The organism is Streptomyces sp. NPDC001508, from assembly GCF_040298665.1.
Classification (GTDB): Bacteria; Actinomycetota; Actinomycetes; order Streptomycetales; family Streptomycetaceae; genus Streptomyces.
This window is the reverse complement of the sequence record NZ_JBEPAP010000080.1, coordinates 1-25,305: the sequence shown is the minus strand read 5'-3', so window position 1 is coordinate 25,305 and position 25,305 is coordinate 1. Positions and strand designations below refer to the sequence as shown.

Sequence of the window (25,305 nt, the reverse complement as noted above, 5' to 3'; positions counted from 1 at the left end):
GCCCGGGACCGTCACAGAAAGAATGAGATGCCCGCACCAGTCACCTCCCGCCGCCCCGGATCCGGTGCCCGCCCGGCCCGACGGGCCGGCCGCCTGCGGCCCGCCGCGCTCGCCACCGCCTTCCTCGCCCTGCTCGCCCCCGCGCTGAGCGGCTGCGGCGGCGACACCGCCTCCGCGTCCGGCAACGCCACGCTGAAGTGGGCCTCCTCCTACTTCCCCGCCCACTGGGACCCGGTGGTCTCGGGCAGCGGCGCCCAGTTCCGTGAACTCGCCCTCGTCTACGCCTCGTTGACCCGCACCGACGCGAGCGGCAAGGCCGTCCCGGACCTCGCCGAGAGCTGGAAGTACAACGCCAGGGGCGACCAGATCACCTTCCACCTCCGCCCCGGCCTGAAGTTCAGCGACGGCGCCCCCCTCGACGCGAGCGCGGTCAAGGCCGCCGTCGAACGGGCCAAGAAGCAGCAGAACTCGGCGCTCTTCGGCGACCTGACCTCCATCAAGTCGGTCGACGCCAAGGGGCTCGACGCCGTCGTCCACCTCACCCAGGTCGACTACCAGATCCCCCAACTGCTCGGCGAGCGCGTGCTGCAGATCGCCAGCCCCAAGGCCGCGGCGAACCCGTCGAAGCTGGACCAGAACCCGGTCGGCGCCGGACCGTTCGTCGTCGAACAACTGGTGCCGGGCACCAAGGTGCTGCTGAAGAAGAACCCGGACTACTGGGACGCGAAGAACATCCACATCGACAACGTCGAACTGACCTCGGCCCCCGACGCCACCACCGTGGTCTCCGGCCTGCAGACCGGCGTCTACAACTTCGCCGACATCGACCCCAGCCAGGCCAAGTCGGCGAAACAGGCCGGCCTGGACGTCTTCATCCAGCCGGGGTTCAACGCCTCCAACATCAGCCTCAACGTCAACAAGGCGCCGTTCGACAACGACAAGGTCGTGGACGCCGTGCGTTACGCCGTCGACCGCAAGGAGTTCGTCGACAAACTGACCTTCGGCTACGGAGAGGCCACCGACCAGCCGTTCCCGAAGGGGTACGTGGCCTACGACCCGCGGTCGGCGGACGCCTACCCGTACGACCCCGCAAAGGCGAAGCGGCTCCTCGCCGAAGCCGGCTACCGCAGCGGCGAGATCCGGCTCGACCTCGTCATACCCTCCGAGGACCCCGCGGCCGAGATCGTCCAGTCACAGCTCGCCGCCGTCGGGATCAAGGTCACCATCAAGATCGACAAGAACTGGGCCACGCCGTTCTTCGCCAAGGACCTGACGTTCTCCCTGTACAGCACCACGGGCCGTGACTCCGCCGTACAGACGCTCACCGCCCACTTCGGCCCCGACGGCCCGCTGAACCTCAGCTCGCCGTACCAGCCCGCCGGTTTCGCGGCGGCCGTCGCCAAGGTGCGCCGTACCCCGCTGGAGGCGCCCGCCTACCCGAAGGTCCTGCAGGCGGCGACCCGCGCCGGTCTGCAGAGCAGGGCGCTGGTGTTCACGTACTCCTCGCCGAACCTCTTCGCCAAGAGCAAGTCGGTCTCCGCCCTGCCCAAGAACCCGGCACACCTCGACTGGACCGGCGTGACCATCGGCGGCAGCTGACCCGGACCGCCCACCACCGACAACCCGTCCACGACAGACAGCAACAGAAAGGGGGCGATCCCCATGACGACGACCGCGGCACCGGCGACACCGGCCCGCCGCCGGGGGGCCGCCGCGATCCGGGCACGGCACGGGCTCGGCCGCGTCCTGGCCACCGTCGCCCGGTCGGTCGGGATCTTCGTACCCGTGTTCCTGGTCGCGACGTTCGTGACGTTCGCGCTCCGCTCGCTGAGCGGGCTCAGCCCGGCACGGATCCAGCTCGGCGAGAACGCCACTCCCGAGGCGATCCAGCGGGTCGAGGCCCAATGGGGGCTGGACCGGCCGTTCCTGACGCAGTACTGGGACTGGTTCACCGGAGTGCTGCACGGACAGCTCGGCGCCAGCTGGGTCAACGGGGCCGACATCTCCACGCTCATCGGCCTCGGCCTCGGCGTGAGCCTGTCGATCGCGACGTTCGCCCTGATCCTCGGCGTGCTCCTCGGCTTCGTCCTCGGCACGGTCGCGGCGCTGCGCCGCACCACGTGGATCGACCGGGCGATCACCGGATTCGTCACCGTGATCTCGGTGATGCCGGCGTTCGTCGTCGGCATCGTCCTGGTGGCCGCCCTCGCAGTGGGGCTGCACCTGTTCCCGTCCGCCGGATACGTCCCGGCGCGGCAGGGGATCGGCCCCTGGCTCGCCCACATCACCCTGCCCGCGCTCGCGCTCAGCCTCGACGTCGTCGCCGACGTCGCACGCCAACTGCGTACGAGTCTCATCGCCGCCTACCGCGAGAACTACGTCACCGGCGCGGTCGTCCGCGGGCTGAGCCCCCGGCGGATCTTCCTCGGGCACGTTCTGCGCAACGGCCTCGGACCCGTGCTCGCCACCCTCGGCCTGAAGTTCCCCGCGCTGGTCGGGGCCTCCGTCGTAACGGAGTGGATCTTCGGCCTTCAGGGTTTCGGCCGGTTCGCCAACGACTCCGCGCAGGCCGGCGACGTGCCCGCCGTACAAGGGGTGCTCGTGGTGTCCATCGTCCTGGTCGTCTCCTTCAACCTGGTCGTCAACCTGGTGCTGGCCCGGGTGACGCCGGCCGCCCGGCGGGGGGTGTGACCATGGTGCGCCGCGTCCTCGCCCTGACCTCCGCCCGGATCGCCGTCGGCATCCTCGCCGCGATCGCGCTGCTCGCGCTCCTCGGCCCGCTGCTCGCCCCCCAGGACCCCCTGGCCACCAGCGACAACACACTCGCCGCCGCGTCGGGTGCGCACTGGCTCGGCACCGACTACCTCGGCCGCGACGTGCTGAGCCGGCTGCTCGACGGCTCCCGCGTCAGCGTGCTCGGATCGCTCGAGGTCGCCGTGATGGCCCTCGTCGTCGGCGCGATCCCCGGCATCCTGTCGGTCTACCTCGGCCGGGCCTTCGAATGGGTCACCCTGCGCCTCGCCGACACCCTGGTCGCGCTGCCGTTCCTGCTCTTCGCGGTCGCCGTGATCGCGCTGCTCGGCAACGGCATCACCCAGGCCATGTTCGTCACGGGCGTGCTGGTCTCCCCGCTCTTCTACCGGGTCGCCCGCGCCGCCACGCTCTCCGTCGCCCGCTCGCAGTATGTGGAGGCGGCGGTCATCTCGGGCGCGTCCATCGGCTGGGTGGTGCGCCGGCACGTGTGGGTCAAGGTGCTTCCGCCCGTCGCCGTCGCCTTCGCGCAGACGATCGGCGTCGGCTTCGTCATCGTCTCCAGCCTCACCTTCCTCGGTATCGGCGTGCAGCCGCCCGAGCCCACCTGGGGCGGGCTGCTCGCCTCCGACCTGGGCTACCTCAGCCACCAGCCGTGGGCGCCGGTGGTGCCCGCGCTGCTGATCATGGCGACCGTCTGGGCCGCCAATCTGCTCGCCGACGCGATCCGCGACGTCTCCGGCGAGGCGGGGCGCGCCCTGGTCAACTCCCGCAAGGCCCGCGCCAACCGCCGCGCCGCGGCCGAGACCGTCTCCACCGGAGGTGCGCGATGACGACCCTGTCAAAGAACACGAACTCCCTCCGGGACGCCGAGCCCACCGACACCACCACCGGATCGGCTACCGCCGACGACGGGCCGCACGACACTGACGCCGAGTCGGCGGGTGCGGGTGGAGGGCCGGGTGGTGCGCGTGGCGCGTCGGTAGGTGCCGGTGCTGGGGTGGCTGGTGCTGTTGGGGGTTCCGGTGGTGTCGCTGCCGGGCCGGACGACAGCGGCGCCGGTCCAGATGGTGCCGCTGGTGTGTCGGCGGGTGTCGGTGGTGGGCCGAGTGGTGCCCGTGGTGCTGTCGGGGGGTTGGGTGGTGCCGCTGGCCCGTCGGTCGGCGCTGCCGCCGGGTCGGCCGACACCGCCGCCGGGTCGGATGTCGCCGCTGCCGGAGCGGCCGGCGCCGCCGCGGGACCGGATGGGGCCGCCGGCTCGTCGGCCGGTGCCGCTGCCGGGCCGGACCGCGCCGGTGCCACTGCGGTAGGTGCCGCCGGTGGGTCGGATGGTGCCGCTGCCGCTGCCGCTGCTGCCCCTGCCGGCAGCGCTGCCGGGCCGGACGGTGCCACTGCCGCCGGGCCGGACGGTGCTCCCGCTGCCGGGCCGGACGGTGTCACCGCTGTCGGGCCGGGCGAGGCCACTGCCGTCGGGGTGGATGTCGCCGTAGTCGGTGGGGCCGGTGTCGCCGCTGGGGCTTTGGACGGTGTCACCGGGGTCCCCGGCGCCGTCGGTGTCGCCGGCGAGCCCGTGCTGGCCGTGCGTGATGTCCGGATCAGCGACCGGGCCGGCGGTCGGGAGATCGTTCATGGAGTGAGCTTCGAGCTGACCCCCGGAAAGGTGGTCGGCATCGTCGGCGAGTCCGGCAGCGGCAAGACCCTCACCTGCCGGGCCGCACTCGGCATCCTGCCGCCGCACTTCGAGGTGTCCGGCGGTTCCATCGAGATCGCCGGCACCGACATCGCGACCCTGACGCCCGCGCAGTGGACCGCCCTGCGCGGCGCCACGATCAGCGCGGTCTTCCAGGACCCGGCGTCCTATCTCAACCCGTCGATACGGGTGGGCCCCCAGATCGCCGAGGTCGTCCGGGTCAAGAAGGGACTGAAACGGCGGGCGGCCCGGCACCGGGCCGTGGAACTGCTGGCCGCGGTACGGCTGCACGATCCGGAGCTGGTCTACACCCAGTACCCCCACGAACTATCCGGCGGCATGCTCCAGCGCGTGCTGATCGCCGCGGCCGTCGCCGCCGACCCGCGCGTCCTCATCGCCGACGAGGCCACCACGGCCCTCGACGTGACCGTGCAGGCGGAGATCCTCGACCTGCTCGCCGACCTGCGCGACCAGGCCGGCCTCGCCCTGGTGGTCGTCTCGCACGACCTGGCCGTGGTCGCCCAGCTGTGCGACGAGGTCGTCGTCCTGCGCGAAGGCGAGGTGGTCGAGCACGGTCCGACGCGGCAGGTCCTGCACGATCCCCGGCACGAGTACACCCGGCTGCTCATCGCCGAACACGAGCAGTACGGCCTGGAGAAGTTCCTGACGCCCCGGGAGGCATCGTGACCGGCGACCGGCGACGAACGACCGACCCCGTCCTGGAGGTCACCGGCCTCGACGTCCGCTACGGCCCGCGCCGCCGGTCCCGGCCCGCGCTGAAGGGGGTGTCGCTCACCGTCGCCGCCGGCGAGACCGTCGGCGTCATCGGGGAGACCGGCTCGGGCAAGACCACCCTCGCCCGCGCCGTGCTCGGCCTGGTGCCCGCCTCGGCGGGCTCGATCCGCATCGCAGGCGAGGACGTCCGCGGATACGGCCGCCGCCAGTGGCGCGGGCTGCGCCGCCGCGGTCTCGTCCAGTACGTCTTCCAGGACCCGCTGCGCAGCCTCGACCCCGACCTCACCGTCGCACAGTCCCTGACGGAGCCGCTGCTCGTCCAGGGCGTCCCGGCCGCCGCGGCGACCGAACGGGCGCGCGCCTTCCTGGACCGCGTCCGGCTCCCCGCGGACCTGCTCGACCGGCTGCCCGGAGAACTGTCCGGCGGGCAGCGGCAGCGCGTCGCGGTGGCCCGTGCCCTGGTGACCGAGCCACGACTGGTCATCCTGGACGAGCCGGTCAGCGCCCTCGACTCCGCCAACCGGGTACAAGTCCTGGAGATCCTCAAGGAGTTGCGGGCCGCCAGGGTCGCCCTCGTCCTCATCTCCCACGACCTCGGCTCCGTCGTCGGGACCTCCGACCGCATCGCCGTGCTGTACCGGGGCGAACTCGTCGAGACCGGGCCCGCCCGGGAGGTCGTCAACCACCCCCGGCACCCGTACACACGCCTGCTCGTCGGCTCCGCCCCCACACTCCGCGCGGCATCCACCGACCGGGCCGGCCGCGCCGCGCTGCGCGCCCTGCTGAACGCCTGACCCCACCATGGAGAGGAACGCCATGTCCCGCACGATCCACCTCGCGCTGCACCCCTACGGCGTCGGCGGCCCCGGACAGCACGGCCTGTGGAAGGACCCGCGCGTCGCGAAGAACGCCAGCATCGACATCGACTACTACATCCGCCAGGCCCAGGCCGCCGAACACGCCCTGTTCGACGCCCTGTTCATCGTGGACAGCCAGTTCATCAACGCCACCTACCCGGCCCACTACCTCAACCGGCTGGAACCGCTCACCCTGTTGTCGGCCGTCGCCACCCACACCCGGCACATCGGGCTGGTCGGCACGGCGAGTTCGACGTACAACTCGCCCTTCAACCTGGCCCGCCGCTTCGCCTCCCTCGACCACATCAGCGGCGGCCGGGCCGGCTGGAACGTCGTCACGAGCTTCGACACCGGCGCGTCCCGCAACTTCGGGCTGGACGAGCACCCCGACTACGCCACCCGCTACGGCCGGGCCCTGGAGTTCGTCGAGGTCGCCCGCGGGCTGTGGGACTCCTACGAGGACGACGCCTTCCCCGCCGACGTCGCCAGGAACCTCTTCCTCGACCCGGCCAAGCTGCACGAACTCAACCATGAGGGCGAGCACTTCAAGGTCGCCGGGCCGCTCAACATCGCCCGTTCCCCGCAGGGCCAGCCGGTGATCTTCCAGGCCGGGGTCTCCGAGGAGGGCCGTGACCTCGCCGCGCGGGTCGCCGAGGGCATCTACGCGCCCGGCGGCTCGCTGGAGCAGGCCCAGGAGTACTACGCGGACATCAAGCGCCGCACCGCCTTGCACGGCCGCGACCCCGAACACATCAAGATCTTCATCCACGGCGGCCCGGTCGTCGCCCCGACCGACGAGGAGGCCCGGCGGCGCGAACGGGAGATCTTCGAGGAGGACAACGACTTCGACCGCAACCTCGCGCTCCTCGGTCGCTCCTTCGGCGCCTACGACTTCAGCGCGCACGACCTGGACGCGCCGTTCCCGGACGTGGCGCACCTCGCCGAGAAGGGCGGCCGGACCGGCGCCACGAAGCTCATCGAGCGGGCCCGTACGGAGAACCTGACACTTCGTCAAGTCGCCGATTCGTTGAGCGCGTTCCGCCGGTCGCCGTTCGTCGGGGCGCCGGAGACCGTCGCCGGCGCCATCGAGCACTGGTTCGCCGCCGGCACCTTCGACGGCATCAACCTCGCCTTCCGCACCGACGACGACCTCGCCCTCTTCGTGGACGGAGTGGTCCCGCTGCTGCAGAAGCGCGGGCTGTTCCGCACCGAGTACACCGCCGACACGCTGCGCGGCAACCTCGGTCTTCCGGTCCCCGCCAACCGGCACAGCCGCCCCGCCCAGGCATGAGGGCCACCCTCGCGAACGAGCCGCAGGGCCCGTGCGTGGCCGCCGGCGACTTCCCCGCCCGGATCCGGCACCGCGCGGTCGGCGCCGCCGGGGCCGCCCACACGGCCGGGCGCGGCCCGATCCCGTCGCCCGGCCGCGCGGCGTACGGGTTCGGCGTGCCCGCCGACGAGATACGGCGCCCGTGGGCTGACGCGTACCCCGCCGCCCGGCGGCAACCGTGCCCGCCCCCGGCCGCACCGTCCCACTCCATGCACCCGGCCAGGACCCGGCGCCCGCTGCGGCGAGGCACCGGCGACGCCGTGCGCCACCCGCCCCGCCACGGCGCCTGTCCCCGGGGCTTCGACGCGCGGGAGTCGCCGCGGACCGGGCTGTCCCGCTCCGTGCCTCCGGTCAGGGTGCGGCGCCCGGTGCGGCGGCGGACCGGCGACATCGTGCGCCACCTGCCCCGCCACCCGCCCCGGCACGGCGCCTGTCCCCGGGGTCTCGACGTGCAGGAGGTGTCGCGGACCGGGCTGTCCCGTTCCGTGCCTCCGGTCAGGGCGCGGTGCCCGGTGAGGCGGTGGGCCGGCGACGTCGTGTGCCACCCGCCCCGCCGCCCGGCCCGGCGCGGCGCCTGTCCCCGGTGCTTCGACGCGCGGGAGTCGCCGCGGACCGGGCTGTCCCGTTCCATGTTTCCGGCGAGGGCCCGGCGCACGCCCCGCCACGGCGCCTGTCTCCGGGGTCTCGGCGTGCCGGAGGCGCCGTGTGGGTGCCGCTTCTCGTACGGGGGCGGCGCCGAGGAGACCGGGGCCGGGCCTCCGCGGGAGCGGGTCCGCGCCGCCGCCATCCACCCAGTCACCCCCTTCGAACCGCCGTCCCCGACCGGCACGCCGCGGTCCGCGCCGATCCGCGTCCCGGAACGCGCCGCGACCGACACGGCGTACGCCCCGGGCCGACGGCCCGCGACCGAGCCCGAGCAAGCAGGAGTGTGAGCGCGAGATGACCGAGAACACCGAGCAGCCGACCGAGGCCGCCGGCCACGCCGACCACCACGCCCCCGACGGCATCCGCACCCGCGGCACCGTCGTCGTGGTGCCCGGCAGGGGCGAGAGCCCGGCGACCTACGCCCGGCTCGGCAGGCGGCTCGCCGCCGACGCCTACCGCGTCCGCGTCGTCGACGCGCCCGACATCGACCCGGACGATCCGTCCGGGTCGCTGGCCCGCTTCGGCGCCGGGCTCGCCGACGCCGTCGCGGCCACCGCGTCCGACGACGGAGTGGTCCAGCCCGTCGTCCTGGTCGGCGCCGACACCGGCGCCGCCGCGGTCGCCGCGCTGCTGAGCCGGACGGACCTCGCCGCGGCACGGCTGCCGCAGGCCGTCGTCCTCGCCGGACTGCCGGGCCGTACCGCGGCGGCGGGCGGCGACTGGGCGGACGAGCTGGACGTACGCACCTCCTGCCCCGTCCATCGGGCCACCCTCACCGACGACCCCCTGGTGCGGCGCGGCCGGCTCGCCGCCCCGGTGCCCGAGGCGCTGCTCGCGGCGGCGTACGGCGGCGGCATCACCGTCCCGGCCCTGCTCCTGGCCGGCGACGCCGATCCGCTGGCGGACCGCGACGCCGTCGCCCACCTCGTCAAGTCCCTTCCCCGTGCCCGTCTCGCCGTGGTCCGCGGGGCCCACCACGACGTCCTCAACGATGTGCAGCACCGCTCGGTGGCGGCCGAGACCGTCACCTTCCTGGAGACCCTGCGCAACGACCTCGTGCCGGTGGTCGCGGTCGAGTCGAGCGGGTGGTGACCGGGGCCAGCGCCCGCACCGCACGGCCTTGTTCGGCCGGGTCCGAGCGCCCGTCACCGACGCGTACGCTCACCCGTCCCGGGTGAGGCCGTCCCACCTCCGCCCCGTGCACGCTGGCGACTGAGTGGTACACGACGAAGCGGCACCCGGTGGGCGGCTGCCCGGGACGGAGGACGGCAATGACCGCGCAGACGTACCTCGCGTACGACTATCCGCTGCTGAGCGCGTTCTGGACGATGCTCTGGTTCTTCCTGTGGATCATGTGGTTCGTCCTGCTGTTCCGGGTCGTCCTGGACGTCTTCCGCGACGACGCCCTGAACGGCTGGGCCAAGACGGGCTGGCTGATCTTCGTCATCGTGCTGCCCTTCCTCGGCGTCTTCGTCTACCTCATCGTCCGCGGCAAGGACATGGGGCGCCGCGAGCTGGCGCAGGCGCATGCACAGCAGGAGGCGTTCGACCGCTACGTCCGCCGGACCGCCGCGGGCACGACGCACCCGAGCAGCGCCGACGAACTCACCAAGCTCTCCGAGTTGCGTACCCGCGGCGACATCTCGGACGACGAGTTCCGCCGCGCCAAGGAACTGGTACTGACCGGCCACGGCGCCGGTGCCGGACCGGGCGCGGGAGGCGGACCGGGCGCCGGGGGAGGACCGGGCGCCGGGGGAGGACCGGGCGCCGCCCCGGGGCCCGCCGACCACTGACCGGCACGGTCACGGCGGGGGCCGACGGGATGCGTGGGGCACGGTAGGGGCGATCGGCCCGGAGTGCGGGCCGATCGGCCCCTGCGCGGGTGGGGCACCGGGTGCGAGGGTGGCCACAGGCCCGGGAGATCCGCGGTGCGGGCGCCCGTCCGTCGAGCGCCCCTTGCCTCCTCGGCACCTCGCTCCGTCCGTGCACGCCGACGGCACGGAGCGGCGGTGATCGCGGGCGGGCCGGGCCCGCGCGGGGGAACGCAAGGACGACGGTGTCCGTCGTCGCGTGATCCCCGGACGGCCGCGCGGGCCCGGCTCCCGCCCCCGCACGCGGGACGCGGCCCGATCCCGCGCCCGCGGCGGGTGGCACCGGGCGAGCGAGCGGAGGTGCGTGTCATGGCCGTCACCCTCGCCCTGGCGGGCGACGCCATGCTGGGCCGTGACGTCGCCCATACGCTCGCCCACAAGGCGCCCCGCCCCCTGTTCACCCCCGCGGTGCACCACGTCGTACGGGACGCGGATCTGTTCCTGCTCAACCTCGAATGCTGTGTCTCCGACCGGGGCGCCCCGGTGGACCTGCCCGGAAAGACCTTCTTCTTCCGGGCCCCGCCGCGGGCCGCCGACGTACTGGCCGCACTGGGCGTCGACGTGGCGGTCCTGGCCAACAACCACGCCCTCGACTACGGCCCCGACGCGCTCCTGGACACCCGGACCCGGCTGGCCCGGGCGGGCATCCGCAGCGTCGGGGCCGGCCCGACCGTCACCGAGGCCCGCGCACCGCTGCGCCTGGACGTCGGCGGGCTGCGTATCGGCATCGTCGCCGTCACCGACCACCCCGCCGAGTTCGCCGCGGACACCGACCGCCCCGGCGTGGCCTTCGCCGACCTCTGGCGCAAGGACGTACCCGCCTGGCTCACCGGCACGATCGGCGCCCTGGCCGAGGAGACGGACCTGGTGCTGGTCAGCGCGCACTGGGGGCCCAACATGACCGCCCGCCCGGTCCGGCACGTCCTGCGTGCAGCGCCCGCGCTCACCGGGTCCGGGGCCGGACTGGTCGTCGGGCACTCGGCACACGTCTTCCACGGCTTCACCCGGCATGTCCTGTTCGATCTGGGCGACTTCATCGACGACTACGCCGTCCATCCGGCGCTCCGCAACGACCTCGGCCTGCTCTGGCTGGTCACCCTCGACGGGCACGGCCCGCTGCGCACCGAGGCGGTCCCCCTCGCCCTGGACCACTGCCACACCCGGCTCGCCGACCGGGCGGAGTACGCCTGGATCGCCGACCGGCTCGTGCGCGCCTGCGCCGAACTGGGCACCGACGTCGTCGACGAGGGCGAGCGGCTCGCCGTCACCTGGTCGCGGCCGGCGGCCCGGGCCGGCTGACCCCGCGCCGGGCCGCCCGGATGCGCTGCTCCCGGCCGCTCTTCCGTGGCGGTACGGCCGGGAGCGGCGCAGCGTGGAGGAAGGTGGAGAAAGAGGGAGGAAGGTGGAGGGAGGGGGGACACACGGTGCGGCGGGCAGCGGGCCGCAGGAGAGGTGGGACGGATGGAAACGGAGGCCGCGGGGCCGCGGATCGTGGTGGGCGTCGACGGTTCGCCGTCCTCGCACGCGGCGGTGCGCTGGGCCGTACGCTACGCCGGACTCGTCGGCGGCCGGGTGGACGCGGTGGCCGCATGGGAGATGCCCGGGATCGAGACCTGGTCGGCTCCTCCCGTCGACAGCGACTTCGACGAGGACAACGCCCGGCAACGGCTCGCCGAGGAACTGCGCGAGGCCCTGGGGGCCGACCCGGCGGGCTCGGTCAGGGCACTGCTGGTGCGCGGCCATCCGGTGGACGTGCTGCTGCGGGCGGCGGAGGGCGCTCAGGCGCTTGTCGTCGGCAGCCACGGCCGGCGCGGCTTCACCCGCGCCCTGCTGGGCTCCGTCAGCCAGCACATCGCACAGCACGCGCGCTGTCCCGTCGTGATCGTGCGCCCCGACAGGCCATGACCGCGCACGCCGCACCGCAAAGGGACCTTGGGGCCCCGGGCATGGGCTGTTCGGCCTCAGCGGCCCACGGGCCGCCGCGGTGCACTGGAAGGGCCAACAGGCGCAACCACGGCCGAGGAGGTACGACGATGACGTCACTGACACGCAGGCAGAGGTTCTCCTTCCCGGAGATCCCCGACTGGTTCGAGACCTTCCCCGCGCGGTTCGCGATGCCGACCATGGGCGACCTGTACACGGTCCGCGTCGAGGACTACATGGAGGAGGGCCGCTACGTCCTGCGGGCGGAGCTGCCCGGCATGTCCCCGGAGGACATCGACGTGGTCATCGGCGACGGGATGCTGACCGTCAAGGCAGAACGCAGCGAACGGGACGTGGAGAAGAACCGCAGCGAGATCCGCTACGGCAGCATGAGCCGCAGCGTCACCCTGCCGCCCGGCGCCGACGAGGACGACGTCAGGGCCGACTACGCCGACGGGATCCTCACCGTCAGCGTGGGGCTGGGCAGCGAGAAGGCCGAGGCCAGGCACGTGGAGATCCACCACGGCGCCTGACCCGCCGCCCCGCGGCCCGGGCCGTCCCGCCGGACCGCCCCGGGCCCTCGGGGCCGTCACGTGGCCGGGCGCCCGCGCCGTCACCTGGCCGGGCGTCCGCCCGGCTCCGGCTGATCCAGATGGGAGGCGAGCACCGCGGCCTGCACCCGCCGCTGCACGCCCAGCTTGGCCAGCAGCCGCGAGATGTGGTTCTTCACGGTCTTCTCCGACAGATAGAGCCGCCTGCCGATCTCCCGGTTGGTCAGCCCGTCCCCGATCAGCGCGAGGATGTCCCGCTCGCGCGGCGACAGACTCGCCAGTTCGGACGGCACCGCCGGAGGCTCCGCGGGATCGGCGCGCAGGGAGCGCATCAGCCGGGCCGTCGTCGCCGGGTCCAGCATCGACTGGCCCGAGGCGACGGTCCGCACCGCGGAGATCAGGTCGGAGCCCTTGATCTGCTTGAGGACATAGCCCGAGGCACCGGCCATGATGGCGTCGAGCAGCGCGTCCTCGTCGTCGAACGACGTCAGCATCAGACAGGCCAGATCCGGCATGCGGTCGCGCAGTTCGCGGCAGACCGTGATGCCGTCACCGTCCGGGAGGCGCACGTCGAGCACGGCGACGTCCGGGCGCAGCGCCGGCCCGCGGACCAGCGCGTGCTCGGCCGTGTCCGCGTCGCCGACCACCGTGATGTCGGGCTCGGAATCGAGCAGATCGGCCAGTCCGCGGCGTACGACCTCATGGTCGTCCAGCAGGAACACGCGGATGGGGTCCTGTTCTGTGAAGGTGCGTGTCTCGGTCATGCGTCCCTCGTTCCCGGGTTGAGGGCAGACGGCCGGCTGCCCACGACAAGGATCATCGCTCGCCCGTCCCGTCGGCAACTAGGGCCGACCGGCCCCCTCGCCCCGGCCGCCGCACGGGCCGGGCGGGCCCGCCGCGGGACCAGCGGCCCCTGCCGCGCGGCGCCCGCGACCACCAGGCTTGACCGGACGGCAGCCCGCAGCCCCCTACCGCGGAGGTGGACGAACATGGCCCGCATCATCGGCCCGCGTACCCCGGGCGCCCCCGGCCAAGGCGTCTTCGATTCGAGCGCGGGACGGTGAGCGCGATGGACCGGCCGATCGTCGCGGGCGTCGACGGCTCCGAGCACAGCCTGCGGGCGGTCGACCTGGCCGCCGACGAGGCCGCGCTGCGCCGGGCGCCGCTCAAAGTGGTGTACGGCTCCCTGTGGGAGCGGTACGAGGGCGCCGCGCTCGCCCAGGACCTCGGCAGGCCGTCCGGGCAGGTCACCGGCGAACACATCCTCGCGAGCGCGGTGCAGCGCGCCCGGCGCCGCCAGGACGGCTTGCGGGTGAGCGCCGAGTCGGTACCGGAGGAACCGGAGTACGCGCTGATCCGGGAGAGCCGCTTCGCCGCCGCGGTGGTCGTGGGCTCCCGCGGGCGCGGCGGCCTGGCCGAGGCGCTGCTCGGCTCGGTCGCGACGACGGTCGCCGGCCGCGCGCACGGCCCGGTGATCGTGGTGCGCGCCGGCCCCGGCGACCGCACCGGATCCGGGACGCGCGGCCGCATCGTCGTGGGCGTCGGCGAGAAGCCCGCCGACTCGGCCGCCGTGCGCTTCGCCCTCGACGAGGCACGGCTGCGCGGGGTGCCGCTGGACGTCGTACGGGCCTGGCGGACCCCCGCGTTGGCGAGCGCCGACAGCCCGCTGTTCGCCGACGAACCCGCCCGGCTGTACGCGCAACTGGCCGACGAGGCGGTTGAGGAGGCGCTGCGGCAGGCACCGGCCGACGTGCGGGTGCACCGGCACACCGTCGAGGGGCCGGCCCGGCGGGTGCTGGCCGAGTTCTCCGACGGCGCCGATCTGCTGGTCGTCGGGGCCAGGCAGCGCGACGGTCACTTCGGCCTCAGGCTCGGCCGGGTCGCCCACGGTGTGCTGCACCACGCCGCCTGCCCGGTCGCCGTCGTCCCACAGCCGGGATGAGCGGCTCACAGGCTCGCCGCATGGTCCGGGACGTAGCTCTGCAGAGCGCGCGGCGGGCGTTCGTACCCCGTCGGCGGCGGCCGGTGCGGCAGCTCAAGCACCGGCGGGGGCACCTCGTGGTACGGCACCGAGTCCAGCAGATGGGCGATCATGTTCAGCCGCGCCCGGCGCTTGTCGTCGCTCTCGACGACGTACCAGGGCGCCTCGCAGATGTCGGTGTGCACCAGCATCTCGTCCTTCGCCCGGGAGTACGCCTCCCAGCGGGTGATCGACTCCAGGTCCATCGGCGACAGTTTCCAGCGCCGCACGGGATCCGTAAGCCGCCGCCGGAACCGCTCCTCCTGCACCGTGTCGCTCACCGAGAACCAGTACTTGCGCAGCAGGATCCGGTCCTCCACCAGCATCCGCTCGAAGACCGGGCATTGCCGCAGGAAGAGTTGGTACTCCTCCTTGGTGCAAAAGCCCATCACATGCTCGACACCGGCCCGGTTGTACCAGGACCGGTCGAACAGCACGATCTCCCCGGCGGCCGGCAGATGCTCCACGTACCGCTGGAAGTACCACTGGGTGCGTTCGCGCTCGGTCGGCTTGGGCAGCGCCACGATCCGCGCCACCCGCGGGTTGAGGTGCTCCGTGACCCGCTTGACGGTGCTCCCCTTGCCCGCCGCGTCCCGCCCCTCGAAGATGACGACGAGACGCGCGCCCCGCGTACGCACCCACCCCTGGAGCTTGACCAACTCCGTCTGCAGCCGCAGCAGTTCCCTCTCGTACGTCTTGCGCGGCAGCCTCTCCGCCTGCTTGCCGGCCATGCCGCCTCCACCCCCGCTGACCCGTGCCGATGACTTCCGGAGCCCTCATGTCCCCTGCCGAACACCAGGACGCCACCGTACTTTCCGACGACGAACTGCGCACCCTGGATGCGCACTGGAGGGCCGCCAACTACCTCGCGGCCGGGCAGATCTACCTGCTCGCGAACCCGCTGCTGACCGAGCCGCTGCGCCCCGAGCACATCAAACCGCGGCTGCTCGGCCACTGGGGCACCTCACCCGGCCTCAACCTCGTGTACACCCATCTCAACCGGGTGATCAAGGCGCGTGGCCTCGACGCCCTGTGCGTGTGGGGCCCCGGGCACGGCGGGCCGTCCGTCGTGGCCAACTCCTGGCTGGAGGGCAGCTACAGCGAGACCTATCCGGACGTGCCGCGGGACGCCGCCGGGATGGCGCGGCTGTTCAGGCAGTTCTCCTTCCCCGGCGGTGTGCCGAGCCATGTCGCCCCGGAGACGCCCGGCTCGATCCACGAGGGCGGCGAACTCGGCTACTCCCTCGCCCACGCCTACGGGGCCGCGTTCGACCACCCCGATCTGCTGGTCGCCTGCGTCATCGGTGACGGCGAGGCGGAGACCGGCCCGCTGGCCGCTTCCTGGCACTCCGACAAGTTCCTCGACCCGGTGCACGACGGCGCCGTCCTGCCGATCCTCCACCTCAACGGCTACAAGATCGCCAACCCGACCGTGCTCGCCCGGCTGCCCGAGCCCGAACTGGACGCGCTGCTGCGCGGCTACGGACACGAACCGATCCATGTGTCCGGCGACGACCCGGCGCAGGTGCACCGCGCCCTGGCCGCCGCCTTCGACGACGCCCTGAACCGCATCGGGCGGGCGCAGCGTGCCGCCCGCGAGCAGGGCAGCACCGAACGCGTGCACTGGCCGGTGATCGTGCTGCGCACCCCCAAGGGCTGGACGGGGCCCGCCGAGGTCGACGGCGTACCGGTCGAGGGCACCTGGCGCGCCCACCAGGTTCCGCTGCCCGGCGTCCGGGAGAACCCCGGGCATCTGCGGCAGCTGGAGGCGTGGCTGCGCTCCTACCGGCCCGAGGAACTGTTCGGCGCGGACGGCCGGCCGGTCGCCGACGTCCTCGCCTGCGTCCCGGCCGGCCGGGCCCGGCTCGGCGCCACCCCGTACGCCAACGGCGGCCTGCTGGTGCGCGAGCTGCCGATCCGCTCCCTGGACGACTTCGCCGTACCGGTGGACAAGCCGGGCCGGGGCCTGCACGAACCGACCCGGGTCCTCGGCGACCTCCTCGAACAGATCATGGCGGACACCCGGGAGCGCCGGGACTTCCGGCTGGTCGGCCCCGACGAGACCGCCTCCAACCGGTTGGCGGCCGTCTTCGGGGCCAGCGGAAAGGCATGGCAGGAACGGACCCTTCCGGTGGACGAACACCTCGACCGGCACGGCCGGGTGATGGAGATCCTCTCCGAGCATGTGTGCCAGGGCTGGCTCGAGGGCTATCTGCTGACCGGCCGGCACGGGCTGTTCTCCTGCTACGAGGCGTTCGTGCACATCGTCGACTCGATGGTCAACCAGCACATCAAGTGGCTCAAGACGTCCCGCGAGCTTGCCTGGCGGGCGCCGGTCGCCTCCCTCAACTACCTGCTGACCTCCCATGTGTGGCGGCAGGACCACAACGGCTTCTCCCACCAGGACCCCGGCTTCGTCGACCACGTACTCAACAAGAGCCCCGACGTGGTCCGCGTCTATCTGCCGCCGGACGCCAACACGCTGCTGTCGGTCGCGGACCACGCCCTGCGCAGCCGCGACTACGTCAACGTCATCGTGGCCGGCAAACAGCCGTGCTACGACTGGCTGTCCATGGACCAGGCCCGTGTCCACTGCGCGCGCGGCGCCGGGGTCTGGGAGTGGGCCGGCACCGAGAACGGCGACGAACCCGACGTGGTGCTCGCCTGCGCGGGCGATGTGCCCACACAGGAGGTGCTGGCCGCCGCTCAGTTGCTGCGCCGGCATCTGCCCCAGCTCGCCGTGCGCGTCGTCAACGTCGTCGACATGACCCGGCTGCTGCCCCACGAGGAGCATCCGCACGGCATGACCGACTTCGAGTACGACGGCCTGTTCACCGCCGACAAGCCGGTGATCTTCGCGTACCACGGCTATCCGTGGCTGATCCACCGGCTCGCCTACCGCCGTAACGGCCACGGGCATCTGCATGTACGGGGCTACAAGGAGTCCGGCACCACGACCACCCCGTTCGACATGGTGGTCCGCAACGACCTCGACCGCTTCCGGCTGGTCATGGACGTCATCGACCGGGTCCCGGGGCTCGCCGTGCGTGCCGCCGGGGTGCGTCAGGCGATGGTGGACGCGCGGACCCGTCATCACGACTGGATCCGTGAGCACGGCGCGGACCTGCCCGAGGTCGCGGAGTGGAGCTGGACCGGCTGACGGCGCCGCCTCGCCGGGTCACCCCTCGCGGCGGCGCTCGGGTGGGCGTCCTTCTGCTCGAAGAGCGTGGGGAGCGTGCCGGGCGTCGCGGGGCGGCCGGGCGGACGGACGACGCCAGGGCTCATGCCCCCGCTCGTGAGCCCCCGGCTGAAGCGGCGGGCGGCGGGCGGCGGTGCCGGGTCACAGCGGCTGCCGGGGCGTCGCGGTCGGCCAGGTCAGGGCGCGGGTGATGTCGGCGAGGGTGACGATGCCGACCAGCCGGTCGCCGTCGAGGACCAGGGCCCGGCGGACGCCGCCGTCCTGCAGCCGGGGCAGCAGGTCCACGACCGGCTCGTCGGGGGCGACGGTCACGACGTCCGGCAGGCGGCGCATCACGTCGCCCACCGTCGTCCGGGACCGGGCCCGGTCCGGGGTCCGGTCGGCCATGGCCATGGTGAACAGCCCGGCCACCGAGCCGTCCGGCGCGACGACGGGGAAGGCGGAGTGCCGGTAGGGCCCGAAGGGCCCCTCGGCGAGGAAGCCGGCGATGGTCGTCCAGGACGGGACGGTGACCGGGTCCGCGGTCATGACCCGGCCGACCGGCACGCCCTTCAGCGCGCCCTGCATCTCCGCCTGCCGCACCTCCGCGGTCGCCGCCGCGATCAGGAACCAGCCGATCAGCGCCGACCACAGGCCCGACAGGTTCCCGGCGAACAGGACGGCGGCGAAACCGGCCGCCACCAGGAACCAGCCGAGCCCCCGCCCCGCGGCCGAGGCGCCCCGGGTGGCCCGCAGCCGGTCGCCGGTGCGGTGCCACAAAAACGCCCGCAGCAGCCGTCCGCCGTCCAGCGGGGCGGCGGGCAGCGCGTTGAACACGGCCAGCACGATGTTGATCGCGGCCAGCCAGGCCACGGCCTCGACCAGCAGCCCGGAGACCCGCAGCGCCGCCAGCCACTCCGCGAGCCCGGCGAACACACCGCCGGCCACGGCGCTGGTCAGCGGCCCTATGCCCGCGATGCGCAGCTCCGCGGCCGGCGACGGTGTCTCGCCGCGCAGCCGGGCCGCGCCGCCCAGCATCCACAGGGTGATGCCGTCGACCTGCACGCCGTTGCGCCGCGCGACCACCGCGTGCGCGAGTTCGTGGACCAGCAGGGAGGCGAGGAAGACCACCGCGGTCAGCAGGGCGAGCGCCCAGTAGACCGTGGCGGAGTGGCCGGGGTGGGCCGCGGGGAAGCGGCCCCGGGCCAGGGCGAGCGTCACCAGCACGACGATGACCAGCACGCTCCAGTGCAGCCCGACGCGCACGCCGGCGATCCGGCCGAGGGACAGCGTCTCCTTCACGAACCTCTCGCCTCGCCCTCCGGCTCCCGGTCCCCGCGGAGCACTCCCGCGGTACGTCCATTGTCCGGCGCCACACGGCAAACCGGGTAGAGCGAACGGAGCGGACAGAGCGGACAGATTCAGGGCGGGCAGGGCGGATGGAGTGGACGGAGTGGGCCGGGGGAGCGTCCGGCCGGATCAGGCCGAGCGCGGCGGCGGACGGTCGGCGTCCGGGCGGCCCGCGCCGGGTCCGTCGGCCTCGGCGTCGAACGACTCGGCTCCCGGCCCCTGCGCTTCGGACTTCTCGGGTTCGGGCCGCGCCGCCCCCGGGTGGCCGAGGTGCGCGCCGAACCAGTCGCGGGCCAGGACCGCCGCCGTGGCCAGGGTGCCGGGCTCGACGAACAGATGGCTCGCCCCCGGCACGACGGCCAGCCGGTGCTCACAGCGCAGCCAGTCCGCGGCCAGCCGGTTCAGGCTCAGCACCCGGGTGTCGAGACTGCCGACGATCAGCAGCGTCGGCGCCCGGACCCGGGCCAGCGCGGCGGGGGAGGCGAGGTCGGGACGGCCACCGCGGGAGACCACGGCAGCGACGCCCAGATCGTCGGCGGCGGCCTCCAGCGCCGCCCCGGCACCGGTGCTCGCGCCGAAGTAGCCGACCGGCAGGCCGGTCTCCCGGCGCAGCCAGGCGGACGCACCCTGCAGCCGGCGGGCCAGCAGCACGATGTCGAACACGTTGTGCCGGTCGCGTTCCTCGTCCTCGGTGAGCAGGTCGAGCAGCAGCGTGCCCAGACCGGCCCGGTTGAGGACGGCGGCCACATACCGGTTGCGCGGGCTGTGCCGGCCGCTGCCGCTGCCGTGCGCGAACGCCACCACGGCCGGGGCACGGTCGGGCAGCACGAACCGGGCGGCCAGCCGCACCCTCCCGGCCGGCACCTCGACCTCCCGGTTCGGCGGGTGCGGCCCGGCGGGCGCGGGCCGCGCGGCCCGCCCGAGCAGCGCGGCGACCTCGTCGTCACCGGTCTGGGTGAAGTCGTGGTACCAGGCGCCGACCGCGCCCAGATGGCGTGGCGTCTCCAGGCACACGACCTGGTCGGCCACGCCCCGCAGCCGGGCGAGCGTGCGCCGCGCACCGACCGGGACGGCGAGCACGGTCCGGGCCGCACCCGCGTGCCGCACGACGCGGCAGGCGGCCTCCGCGGTGGCACCGGTGGCCACGCCGTCGTCCACGACCACCACCGTCCGCCCGGGCACCGGTACCGGGTCGCGGCCGGCCCGGTACCGGTGCAGCCGGCGTTCCAGCTCCGCCCGTTCGCACTCCTCGACGGCGGTCAGCTCGCCCGGTCCGAGGCCGGTGGCCGCGACGACATCATCGTTGAGCACCCGCACGCCCCCTTCGCCGATCGCGCCGAATCCCAGTTCCGGCTGCCAGGGCACGCCGAGCTTGCGCACCACCAGCACGTCCAGGGGCGCGGCCAGTTCCCGGGCCACCTCGTACGCCACCGGGACGCCGCCACGGGGCAGCCCGAGCACGATCACGTTCGCGCCGCGCAGCGGCTCCAGCCGCCGGGCCAGCCGGCGTCCGGCGTCGGTGCGGTCCTCGAATCGCATGCGGCACCTCCTTGCCCGCCCCGCAGGCGACCGCCCCTGCCACAGGCGGCGCGCTCCGCCCGGGCAGCGGGCCGCGTCCCGGCCGTGTCAGTCGTCGCCGAAGGCCGGCAGCCGCGGGTACACCTCGAAGACGTCCCTCAGACCCGTGGCCTTCAGCAGCCGCCGGAAGGCGGCGCTGTCGGTCACCAGCCGCAGCCGGCCGGCCCGGTCGCGCACCCGGTTGCGGGTCCGGCACAGCACGCCGAGCCCGGCGCAGTCGATGAACTCCACCGTGCGCAGGTCGAGCACGAGGTCGGGGCGGGGCCCGGCGGTCAGTGCGTCGAGCCGTGCCGACAGCCGGGAGGCGACCAGCAGATCGATCTCGCCGTGCAATGTCACGACCATCGCCCCGTCGGCGACCCGCGCCGCGGGCGACGGGCCGGAACCGGTCCGGTTCTGCGTCATACAACGAGGGAAGCCCGTCGAGTCGGCCTTACGGAAGGGCCGGTCGGTACCCGACGAGGGGACCGCAGGGTCCATCGGTCCCGGCGGCCCGCCAACGACTGGGCCCCGTCGGCCGGGCAACGGGGCCCGACCGGCCCAAGCGCGGCCACCGGCCCGCGCCCAAGCTGAATCCGGGGGGCAGTCCCGGCCCCGAAGCAGCCGGCTGGCGCGGGCCGCCGAGACCGCCCGCTCAAGGCGGGCTCGGTGCCCGACCGCGACGACGTGGCCGTTCGGGACGCCTGACGAGAGGACGTGACGGCCATGGCCGAACACTCCCTGACGAACGTGGCGGAGGGCACGCCCCTGGGCGACCTGGGCCGGCGGCTGGCGACCCGGCGCACCCAGCTCGGCCTGTCGCGGCGGCAGACGGCCGCACGGGCCGGCATGGCGCCCAGCTACCTGCGCTACCTGGAGGAGCACCCCGGCGCGGCACCGGGCAGCGGCACCCTCATGCGGCTCGCCGAGGTCCTGCAGACCACGGTGAACGACCTCACGGGCGGCACCGTGAACCTGCCGCCGGGCCCCGGACGGGCCGCACGCACCCCCGAGTTCACGCAGCTGAGCACGGACGAGTGCCGCTCCCTGCTGTCGTCGCACGGCGTGGGCAGGCTCGGCGTGCCCACGGCATCGGGCCCGGTCATCGTGCCCGTCAACTACAGCGTCGTCGACGACACGATCGTCTTCCGGACCGCGCACGGCACCACACCGGCGCTGGCGGCGGGCTGCCAGGTCGCCTTCGAGGTCGACCGCATCGACGACGCGTTCAGCCGGGGCTGGAGCGTCCTCGCGCGCGGACACGCCCGGGCCGTCACGGACCCGGAGGAGGAACGCCGGCTCGTGGCCCGGGCCTACAGCACACCGTGGGCGGGCGGCCGCCGGACCCTGTGGGTGCGCATCGACCCGTACACCCTCACCGGACGCCGGATCGCCGTCTGAACCGGGACCGGCCCGGGCCCGGACCGATCCGGATCCGGTCCGGGTCCTTCGCCGGGGCCCTGGGGACCGACGGCCCTCGTGCCCGGTCCGTACCCCCGCACAGGATGGACGCGCCACCACGGCCGTACCCAGGCGAGAGGCGGGACACAGATGTACGCGAACGACGGATTCCGCGAGCTGGACCGGCAGGAGTGCCTGCGGCTGCTGGCGAAGGTGCCCGTCGGCCGCATCGTGCACACGCGGCAGGCGCTGCCGGCGGTGCTTCCCGTGAACTTCTCCCTGGACGCCGACGGCACCGTGCTGCTGCGCACCTCCGCCGCCTCGGAACTCGTGCGGGCGATCCACGGGTCGGTGGTCGCCTTCGAGGCCGACCAGGTCGACCCGGACCGGCAGTCCGGCTGGAGCGTCGTCGTCACCGGCTCGGCCACCGTGGTCACCGACGCCGCCGAACACGAACGGCTGGTGCGCACCGGCCCGCGCTCCTGGGCGCCCGCGCCGCACGAGGTCTTTGTACGCATCGCGCCGGAACTGGTCACCGGGCGGGAACTGGTCGGCGGCCGCACCCTCTACGGGCTGGACCTCGCCCCCTGAACCGCGTCACCCGGGCACGGGCCGGGACGGCGGTGCGCCGTCGGCGGTGAGACGGATTCCGGAGACCAGGTCCGGCCGGATACGGACCGCGTGGTCCATGGCGCGCGCCACCCACGGGTGCAGCAGCCGCTGGTAGCGGGCCAGTTCGTCCGGGTCGGTGACCAGTTGGGCGTAGCCGGTGACCACCACGCTCCAGCCAAGGCGGGTTGCCGGGTCGATGGCGTCGGCCTCGTAGGCGACGACCACGCCCGACCCGTCGGCCCACCGGGCGTGCGAGGTCAGCTCCGCGCCCTCATGGGTGCGGATGACGATGTCACCGCCGTCCAGGACGTGATTGACCGGGCGGATCGTGGGCAGCGCGTGCCGGGTGAAGACGATCCTGCCCAGCGGCACACTGCCGAGCAGCCGCAGGGCTTCGGCCCGGTCGAGTTCCACGCTCCGGCGCGGTCGGTCGTCGTTGCTGGTCATCGCGGCTTTCCGTACGGGTGCGCGGCGCGCTCGGCGGTGCCGCGGTGACATCGCGAGCGGCCCTGGACGGATCGGACAGATCATTCGAACCGCGCCACGGGCGGTTTCGCTAGGGTCTTTCGGCCCAGGAAGCGACCCTGGCCCGGCCGGCCGAGTCCCGCCGACCGGTCCCGCCCGGGGGCGGCCGGGCGGTCAGCGGCGGTGCCGCGGCACCGGGATCGGGCCGCGCCGGGGCACCGGGTACGGACGGAGCGACACCGCGGGGGATCGGTGCCGCTCCTCATCTCACTGTCCCCGCTGCCGGGCCCCCGCCACCAGGGCCGACCGGCCCTGCCCGGTGCGCCGTGCGGCCCTGCCGGGAACGGCGTACCCGTACCGCCCGGAGCCGTGGACCATTACCGTGGCACATGACGGGCCGGGCGGTGCCCACGAGGGGAGCTGGAGGAACGCAGGTGGGAAGCTCAGACGAGTTCCAGGACGCCCGCGTCCGGCTGCCGCAGCTGAAGCTGGACGAACTGCTGGAGGAACTGCAGGGCCGTATCGACGCGGCCCGCGGCACGCGCGACCGTGTGCACAGCCTGCTGGAGGCGGTGCTCTCGGTCGGCCGGGAACTCGAACTCGAACAGGCCCTGCACTCCATCGTGGAGGCCGCCCTGGTGCTGGTCGACGCCGAGTACGGCGCCCTCGGCGTGATCGGACCCGACGGGCGGCGACTGTCGGCCTTCCACACGGTCGGCGTCACCGAGGAGCAGATCGCCGAGGTCGGCCCGTTCCCCGAAGGGCACGGCATCCTGGGCGAGCTGATCCGCCGCCCCGAACCGCTGCGGCTGGCGAAGATCTCCCAGCACCCGGCGTCCTACGGCTTCCCGCCGAACCACCCGCCGATGAACACCTTCCTCGGCGTCCCGATCCGGGTACGCGACCAGGTCTTCGGCAACCTGTATCTGACCGAGAAGCGCGGCGGTGCGGAATTCGACGCGGAGGACGAGGCGGTGCTGTCCACGCTCGCCGTGGCGGCGGGCGTGGCGATCGACAACGCCCGGCTGTACGAGGAGTCCCGGCTGCGCGAGCGATGGCTGGAGGCCAACGCGGAGATCACCCACAGCCTGATGGCGGGCAGCGAGCGCGCCCAGGCCCTCGGTCTGATCGCCGACCGGGCCAGGGAGATCACCGGCTCGGCCCTGGCGGCGGTGGCGCTGCCGATGGAGGACACCGGGTCGCTCACCGTGGAGATCGCCGTCGGCACGGACTCGGACGCGCACCGCGGTCTGGTGCTGCCCATGGAGGAGAGCCTGATGGGGCTCGCCTTCTCCGCCGCCGCGCCGGTCACCAGCGCGGATGTCTCCGACGACGACCGGGTCTCCCAGCAGCCCCCGCGGTTCCACGGGCTCGGGCCCGCCGTGGCCGTCCCCATCGGCACGGGCGGCGGCGTGCGGGGCGTGGTCCTGCTGGTGCGCGAGCTGGGGCAGCCGCTGTTCTCGGCGCAGGAGACCGAGACCCTCCAGGGCTTCGCCGCCCAGGCCGCGATCGCCCTGGAGTTGGCCGAGCGACGCCAGGACGCCCAGGAGATCGCGGTGCTCAAGGACCGCGACCGGATCGCCCGCGATCTGCACGACCTGGCGATCCAGCGGTTGTTCGCCACCGGGATGACGTTGCAGAGCGCGGGCCGGTTCATCGAGCACGCGGAGGCGTCCGAACGGGTGCTGCGGGCCGTGGACGACCTGGACGAGACCATCAAGATCATCAGGTCGACCATCTTCGGGCTGCGCGCCCGCGAGGGCGCGGCCGACGGCGGGGGACTGCGGGCCCGCGTGGTGCGGACGGCAGGGGAGGCCGCGTCGGTCCTCGGGTTCGCGCCCAGTGTGCGCATGGAGGGCCTGATCGACACCGATGTGCCGCGGGACATCGCCGACCATGTGGTGGCCGTGCTCTCCGAGGCCCTGACGAACGTCGCCCGGCACGCGCACGCCGACCGGGCCGAGGTGGTGCTGACCACGGACGGCCGGGAGGTGCGGCTCACGGTCGCCGACAACGGCGTGGGCATCCCGCCCGGGGGCCGGCGCAGCGGCCTGAGCAACATGGCGGAACGCGCCGAGCAACTGGGCGGCCACCTGGCCCTGACCGATCCCCCCACGGGCGGCACCACCCTGACCTGGCACGCCCCCCTGCCAACCCGGTAGCCGCCGCCCCAGAAGGGGGTGGGCCGCTGAGTGTGTTGATCGGGCGATCCGGACCGGAACGTGGACGAGCCGGCTGCGGATCGTGGTGGTGGCCTTGGCGTGGCAGGCCTAAGGCGTGTTTCGAAAGTAGCGTCGTCCGCCCGGAGGGTGGGGCCCGCGGCGTCTGGTGCGGTGCATCGCAAGGCGGAGGGTCGTCCGCGTACTGGG

General features: G+C 73.8%; 23 protein-coding genes. 16 read left to right on the top strand and 7 right to left on the bottom strand.

The window, feature by feature from the left end; all coding sequences use genetic code 11:
• Window positions 1–27: 27 nt before the first annotated feature.
• From ABT245_RS40915 to ABT245_RS40905, 3 genes are all read left to right on the top strand, one after another.
• Window positions 28–1,599 carry an ABC transporter substrate-binding protein gene (locus ABT245_RS40915; RefSeq protein ID WP_351744710.1) on the top strand — a complete coding sequence of 524 codons (1,572 nt, stop codon included), beginning with the start codon at window positions 28–30 and terminating at the stop codon, window positions 1,597–1,599.
• A gap of 63 nt (window positions 1,600–1,662) precedes the next feature.
• Window positions 1,663–2,691, top strand: coding sequence for an ABC transporter permease (locus ABT245_RS40910; RefSeq protein WP_351744708.1), 1,029 nt, complete (start codon window positions 1,663–1,665; stop codon window positions 2,689–2,691).
• 2 nt (window positions 2,692–2,693) lie between these two features.
• Window positions 2,694–3,584 carry an ABC transporter permease gene (locus tag ABT245_RS40905; RefSeq protein ID WP_351744706.1) on the top strand — a complete coding sequence of 297 codons (891 nt, stop codon included), beginning with the start codon at window positions 2,694–2,696 and terminating at the stop codon, window positions 3,582–3,584.
• An 8-nt stretch (window positions 3,585–3,592) separates the two neighbouring features.
• On the opposite strand, the gene ABT245_RS40900 is transcribed toward ABT245_RS40905, so the two are convergent.
• Window positions 3,593–4,381 (bottom strand): hypothetical protein, encoded by a 789-nt coding sequence (locus tag ABT245_RS40900; RefSeq protein ID WP_351744704.1) that lies wholly within the window; start codon window positions 4,379–4,381, stop codon window positions 3,593–3,595.
• Between ABT245_RS40900 and ABT245_RS40895 the strand changes: the two genes are divergently transcribed.
• The 8 genes from ABT245_RS40895 to ABT245_RS40860 all read left to right on the top strand — a co-directional run bounded on the left by ABT245_RS40895 (window position 4,271) and on the right by ABT245_RS40860 (window position 12,335).
• Entirely contained in the window at window positions 4,271–5,128 is an 858-nt protein-coding gene (locus ABT245_RS40895; protein WP_351744702.1) for an ABC transporter ATP-binding protein, read from the top strand. The genes ABT245_RS40900 and ABT245_RS40895 overlap by 111 nt on opposite strands.
• Window positions 5,125–5,970 (top strand): ABC transporter ATP-binding protein, encoded by an 846-nt coding sequence (locus ABT245_RS40890; RefSeq protein ID WP_351744699.1) that lies wholly within the window; start codon window positions 5,125–5,127, stop codon window positions 5,968–5,970. The genes ABT245_RS40895 and ABT245_RS40890 overlap by 4 nt, the downstream gene beginning before the upstream one ends.
• Before the next feature lie 22 nt (window positions 5,971–5,992).
• Window positions 5,993–7,324, top strand: coding sequence for an NtaA/DmoA family FMN-dependent monooxygenase (locus tag ABT245_RS40885; protein WP_351744696.1), 1,332 nt, complete (start codon window positions 5,993–5,995; stop codon window positions 7,322–7,324).
• A 978-nt stretch (window positions 7,325–8,302) separates the two neighbouring features.
• A complete protein-coding gene (locus ABT245_RS40880; protein WP_351744694.1) occupies window positions 8,303–9,100 on the top strand; it encodes an alpha/beta hydrolase in 798 nt (265 codons plus the stop codon).
• A gap of 179 nt (window positions 9,101–9,279) precedes the next feature.
• Window positions 9,280–9,801 carry an SHOCT domain-containing protein gene (locus tag ABT245_RS40875; protein WP_351744691.1) on the top strand — a complete coding sequence of 174 codons (522 nt, stop codon included), beginning with the start codon at window positions 9,280–9,282 and terminating at the stop codon, window positions 9,799–9,801.
• 387 nt (window positions 9,802–10,188) lie between these two features.
• Window positions 10,189–11,178 carry a CapA family protein gene (locus tag ABT245_RS40870; RefSeq protein ID WP_351744689.1) on the top strand — a complete coding sequence of 330 codons (990 nt, stop codon included), beginning with the start codon at window positions 10,189–10,191 and terminating at the stop codon, window positions 11,176–11,178.
• A 162-nt stretch (window positions 11,179–11,340) separates the two neighbouring features.
• Window positions 11,341–11,784, top strand: coding sequence for a universal stress protein (locus ABT245_RS40865; protein ID WP_351744687.1), 444 nt, complete (start codon window positions 11,341–11,343; stop codon window positions 11,782–11,784).
• A gap of 128 nt (window positions 11,785–11,912) precedes the next feature.
• Window positions 11,913–12,335, top strand: coding sequence for an Hsp20/alpha crystallin family protein (locus tag ABT245_RS40860; protein WP_351744684.1), 423 nt, complete (start codon window positions 11,913–11,915; stop codon window positions 12,333–12,335).
• An 80-nt stretch (window positions 12,336–12,415) separates the two neighbouring features.
• Here the strand turns inward: ABT245_RS40860 and ABT245_RS40855 are convergent, their stop codons facing one another.
• Window positions 12,416–13,117 carry a response regulator gene (locus tag ABT245_RS40855; protein ID WP_351744682.1) on the bottom strand — a complete coding sequence of 234 codons (702 nt, stop codon included), beginning with the start codon at window positions 13,115–13,117 and terminating at the stop codon, window positions 12,416–12,418.
• 305 nt (window positions 13,118–13,422) lie between these two features.
• On the opposite strand from ABT245_RS40855, the gene ABT245_RS40850 reads away from it, so the two are divergent.
• Window positions 13,423–14,295 (top strand): universal stress protein, encoded by an 873-nt coding sequence (locus tag ABT245_RS40850; protein WP_351744679.1) that lies wholly within the window; start codon window positions 13,423–13,425, stop codon window positions 14,293–14,295.
• Window positions 14,296–14,300: 5 nt separating this feature from the next.
• Here the strand turns inward: ABT245_RS40850 and ppk2 are convergent, their stop codons facing one another.
• The gene (gene ppk2, locus ABT245_RS40845; RefSeq protein ID WP_351744676.1) at window positions 14,301–15,104 is read right to left on the bottom strand and encodes a polyphosphate kinase 2; all 804 of its coding nucleotides are present in this window, start codon (window positions 15,102–15,104) and stop codon (window positions 14,301–14,303) included.
• A gap of 47 nt (window positions 15,105–15,151) precedes the next feature.
• Between ppk2 and ABT245_RS40840 the strand changes: the two genes are divergently transcribed.
• A complete protein-coding gene (locus tag ABT245_RS40840) occupies window positions 15,152–17,533 on the top strand; it encodes a phosphoketolase family protein (RefSeq protein ID WP_351744674.1) in 2,382 nt (793 codons plus the stop codon).
• 180 nt (window positions 17,534–17,713) lie between these two features.
• Here ABT245_RS40840 and ABT245_RS40835 read toward each other — a convergent pair whose 3' ends face one another.
• The 3 genes from ABT245_RS40835 to ABT245_RS40825 all read right to left on the bottom strand — a co-directional run bounded on the left by ABT245_RS40835 (window position 17,714) and on the right by ABT245_RS40825 (window position 20,884).
• Window positions 17,714–18,853, bottom strand: a complete 1,140-nt coding sequence (locus ABT245_RS40835; protein ID WP_351744671.1) for a site-2 protease family protein — start codon at window positions 18,851–18,853, stop codon at window positions 17,714–17,716.
• A gap of 177 nt (window positions 18,854–19,030) precedes the next feature.
• Entirely contained in the window at window positions 19,031–20,440 is a 1,410-nt protein-coding gene (locus tag ABT245_RS40830) for a phosphoribosyltransferase family protein (RefSeq protein ID WP_351744669.1), read from the bottom strand.
• An 87-nt stretch (window positions 20,441–20,527) separates the two neighbouring features.
• On the bottom strand, window positions 20,528–20,884 hold the full coding sequence (locus tag ABT245_RS40825; RefSeq protein WP_351744666.1) for an STAS domain-containing protein: 357 nt from the start codon (window positions 20,882–20,884) through the stop codon (window positions 20,528–20,530).
• A 300-nt stretch (window positions 20,885–21,184) separates the two neighbouring features.
• Here ABT245_RS40825 and ABT245_RS40820 point away from each other — a divergent pair, with 300 nt between their 5' ends.
• Together ABT245_RS40820 and ABT245_RS40815 are read left to right on the top strand one after the other, a co-directional pair.
• Window positions 21,185–21,859, top strand: coding sequence for a helix-turn-helix domain-containing protein (locus tag ABT245_RS40820; RefSeq protein WP_351744664.1), 675 nt, complete (start codon window positions 21,185–21,187; stop codon window positions 21,857–21,859).
• A gap of 150 nt (window positions 21,860–22,009) precedes the next feature.
• Window positions 22,010–22,450 (top strand): pyridoxamine 5'-phosphate oxidase family protein, encoded by a 441-nt coding sequence (locus ABT245_RS40815; protein ID WP_351744662.1) that lies wholly within the window; start codon window positions 22,010–22,012, stop codon window positions 22,448–22,450.
• Between the two features lie 6 nt (window positions 22,451–22,456).
• Here ABT245_RS40815 and ABT245_RS40810 read toward each other — a convergent pair whose 3' ends face one another.
• Window positions 22,457–22,918 (bottom strand): pyridoxamine 5'-phosphate oxidase family protein, encoded by a 462-nt coding sequence (locus ABT245_RS40810; protein WP_351744660.1) that lies wholly within the window; start codon window positions 22,916–22,918, stop codon window positions 22,457–22,459.
• Window positions 22,919–23,370: 452 nt separating this feature from the next.
• Between ABT245_RS40810 and ABT245_RS40805 the strand changes: the two genes are divergently transcribed.
• On the top strand, window positions 23,371–25,098 hold the full coding sequence (locus ABT245_RS40805; RefSeq protein ID WP_351744657.1) for a sensor histidine kinase: 1,728 nt from the start codon (window positions 23,371–23,373) through the stop codon (window positions 25,096–25,098).
• Window positions 25,099–25,305: the final 207 nt, after the last annotated feature.

What these genes read in the sequence shown, in the direction of transcription:
- ABT245_RS40830 (WP_351744669.1), bottom strand. Translation starts at nt 20,440, where the DNA reads ATGCGATTCGAGGACCGCACCGACGCCGGACGCCGGCTGGCCCGGCGG.
- ABT245_RS40885 (WP_351744696.1), top strand. Translation starts at nt 5,993, where the DNA reads ATGTCCCGCACGATCCACCTCGCGCTGCACCCCTACGGCGTCGGCGGC.
- ABT245_RS40825 (WP_351744666.1), bottom strand. Translation starts at nt 20,884, where the DNA reads ATGACGCAGAACCGGACCGGTTCCGGCCCGTCGCCCGCGGCGCGGGTC.
- ABT245_RS40905 (WP_351744706.1), top strand. Translation starts at nt 2,694, where the DNA reads ATGGTGCGCCGCGTCCTCGCCCTGACCTCCGCCCGGATCGCCGTCGGC.
- ABT245_RS40865 (WP_351744687.1), top strand. Translation starts at nt 11,341, where the DNA reads ATGGAAACGGAGGCCGCGGGGCCGCGGATCGTGGTGGGCGTCGACGGT.
- ppk2 (WP_351744676.1), bottom strand. Translation starts at nt 15,104, where the DNA reads ATGGCCGGCAAGCAGGCGGAGAGGCTGCCGCGCAAGACGTACGAGAGG.
- ABT245_RS40840 (WP_351744674.1), top strand. Translation starts at nt 15,152, where the DNA reads ATGTCCCCTGCCGAACACCAGGACGCCACCGTACTTTCCGACGACGAA.
- ABT245_RS40810 (WP_351744660.1), bottom strand. Translation starts at nt 22,918, where the DNA reads ATGACCAGCAACGACGACCGACCGCGCCGGAGCGTGGAACTCGACCGG.
- ABT245_RS40915 (WP_351744710.1), top strand. Translation starts at nt 28, where the DNA reads ATGCCCGCACCAGTCACCTCCCGCCGCCCCGGATCCGGTGCCCGCCCG.
- ABT245_RS40875 (WP_351744691.1), top strand. Translation starts at nt 9,280, where the DNA reads ATGACCGCGCAGACGTACCTCGCGTACGACTATCCGCTGCTGAGCGCG.
- ABT245_RS40860 (WP_351744684.1), top strand. Translation starts at nt 11,913, where the DNA reads ATGACGTCACTGACACGCAGGCAGAGGTTCTCCTTCCCGGAGATCCCC.
- ABT245_RS40815 (WP_351744662.1), top strand. Translation starts at nt 22,010, where the DNA reads ATGTACGCGAACGACGGATTCCGCGAGCTGGACCGGCAGGAGTGCCTG.
- ABT245_RS40820 (WP_351744664.1), top strand. Translation starts at nt 21,185, where the DNA reads ATGGCCGAACACTCCCTGACGAACGTGGCGGAGGGCACGCCCCTGGGC.
- ABT245_RS40880 (WP_351744694.1), top strand. Translation starts at nt 8,303, where the DNA reads ATGACCGAGAACACCGAGCAGCCGACCGAGGCCGCCGGCCACGCCGAC.
- ABT245_RS40850 (WP_351744679.1), top strand. Translation starts at nt 13,423, where the DNA reads ATGGACCGGCCGATCGTCGCGGGCGTCGACGGCTCCGAGCACAGCCTG.
- ABT245_RS40900 (WP_351744704.1), bottom strand. Translation starts at nt 4,381, where the DNA reads ATGAACGATCTCCCGACCGCCGGCCCGGTCGCTGATCCGGACATCACG.
- ABT245_RS40855 (WP_351744682.1), bottom strand. Translation starts at nt 13,117, where the DNA reads ATGACCGAGACACGCACCTTCACAGAACAGGACCCCATCCGCGTGTTC.
- ABT245_RS40910 (WP_351744708.1), top strand. Translation starts at nt 1,663, where the DNA reads ATGACGACGACCGCGGCACCGGCGACACCGGCCCGCCGCCGGGGGGCC.
- ABT245_RS40870 (WP_351744689.1), top strand. Translation starts at nt 10,189, where the DNA reads ATGGCCGTCACCCTCGCCCTGGCGGGCGACGCCATGCTGGGCCGTGAC.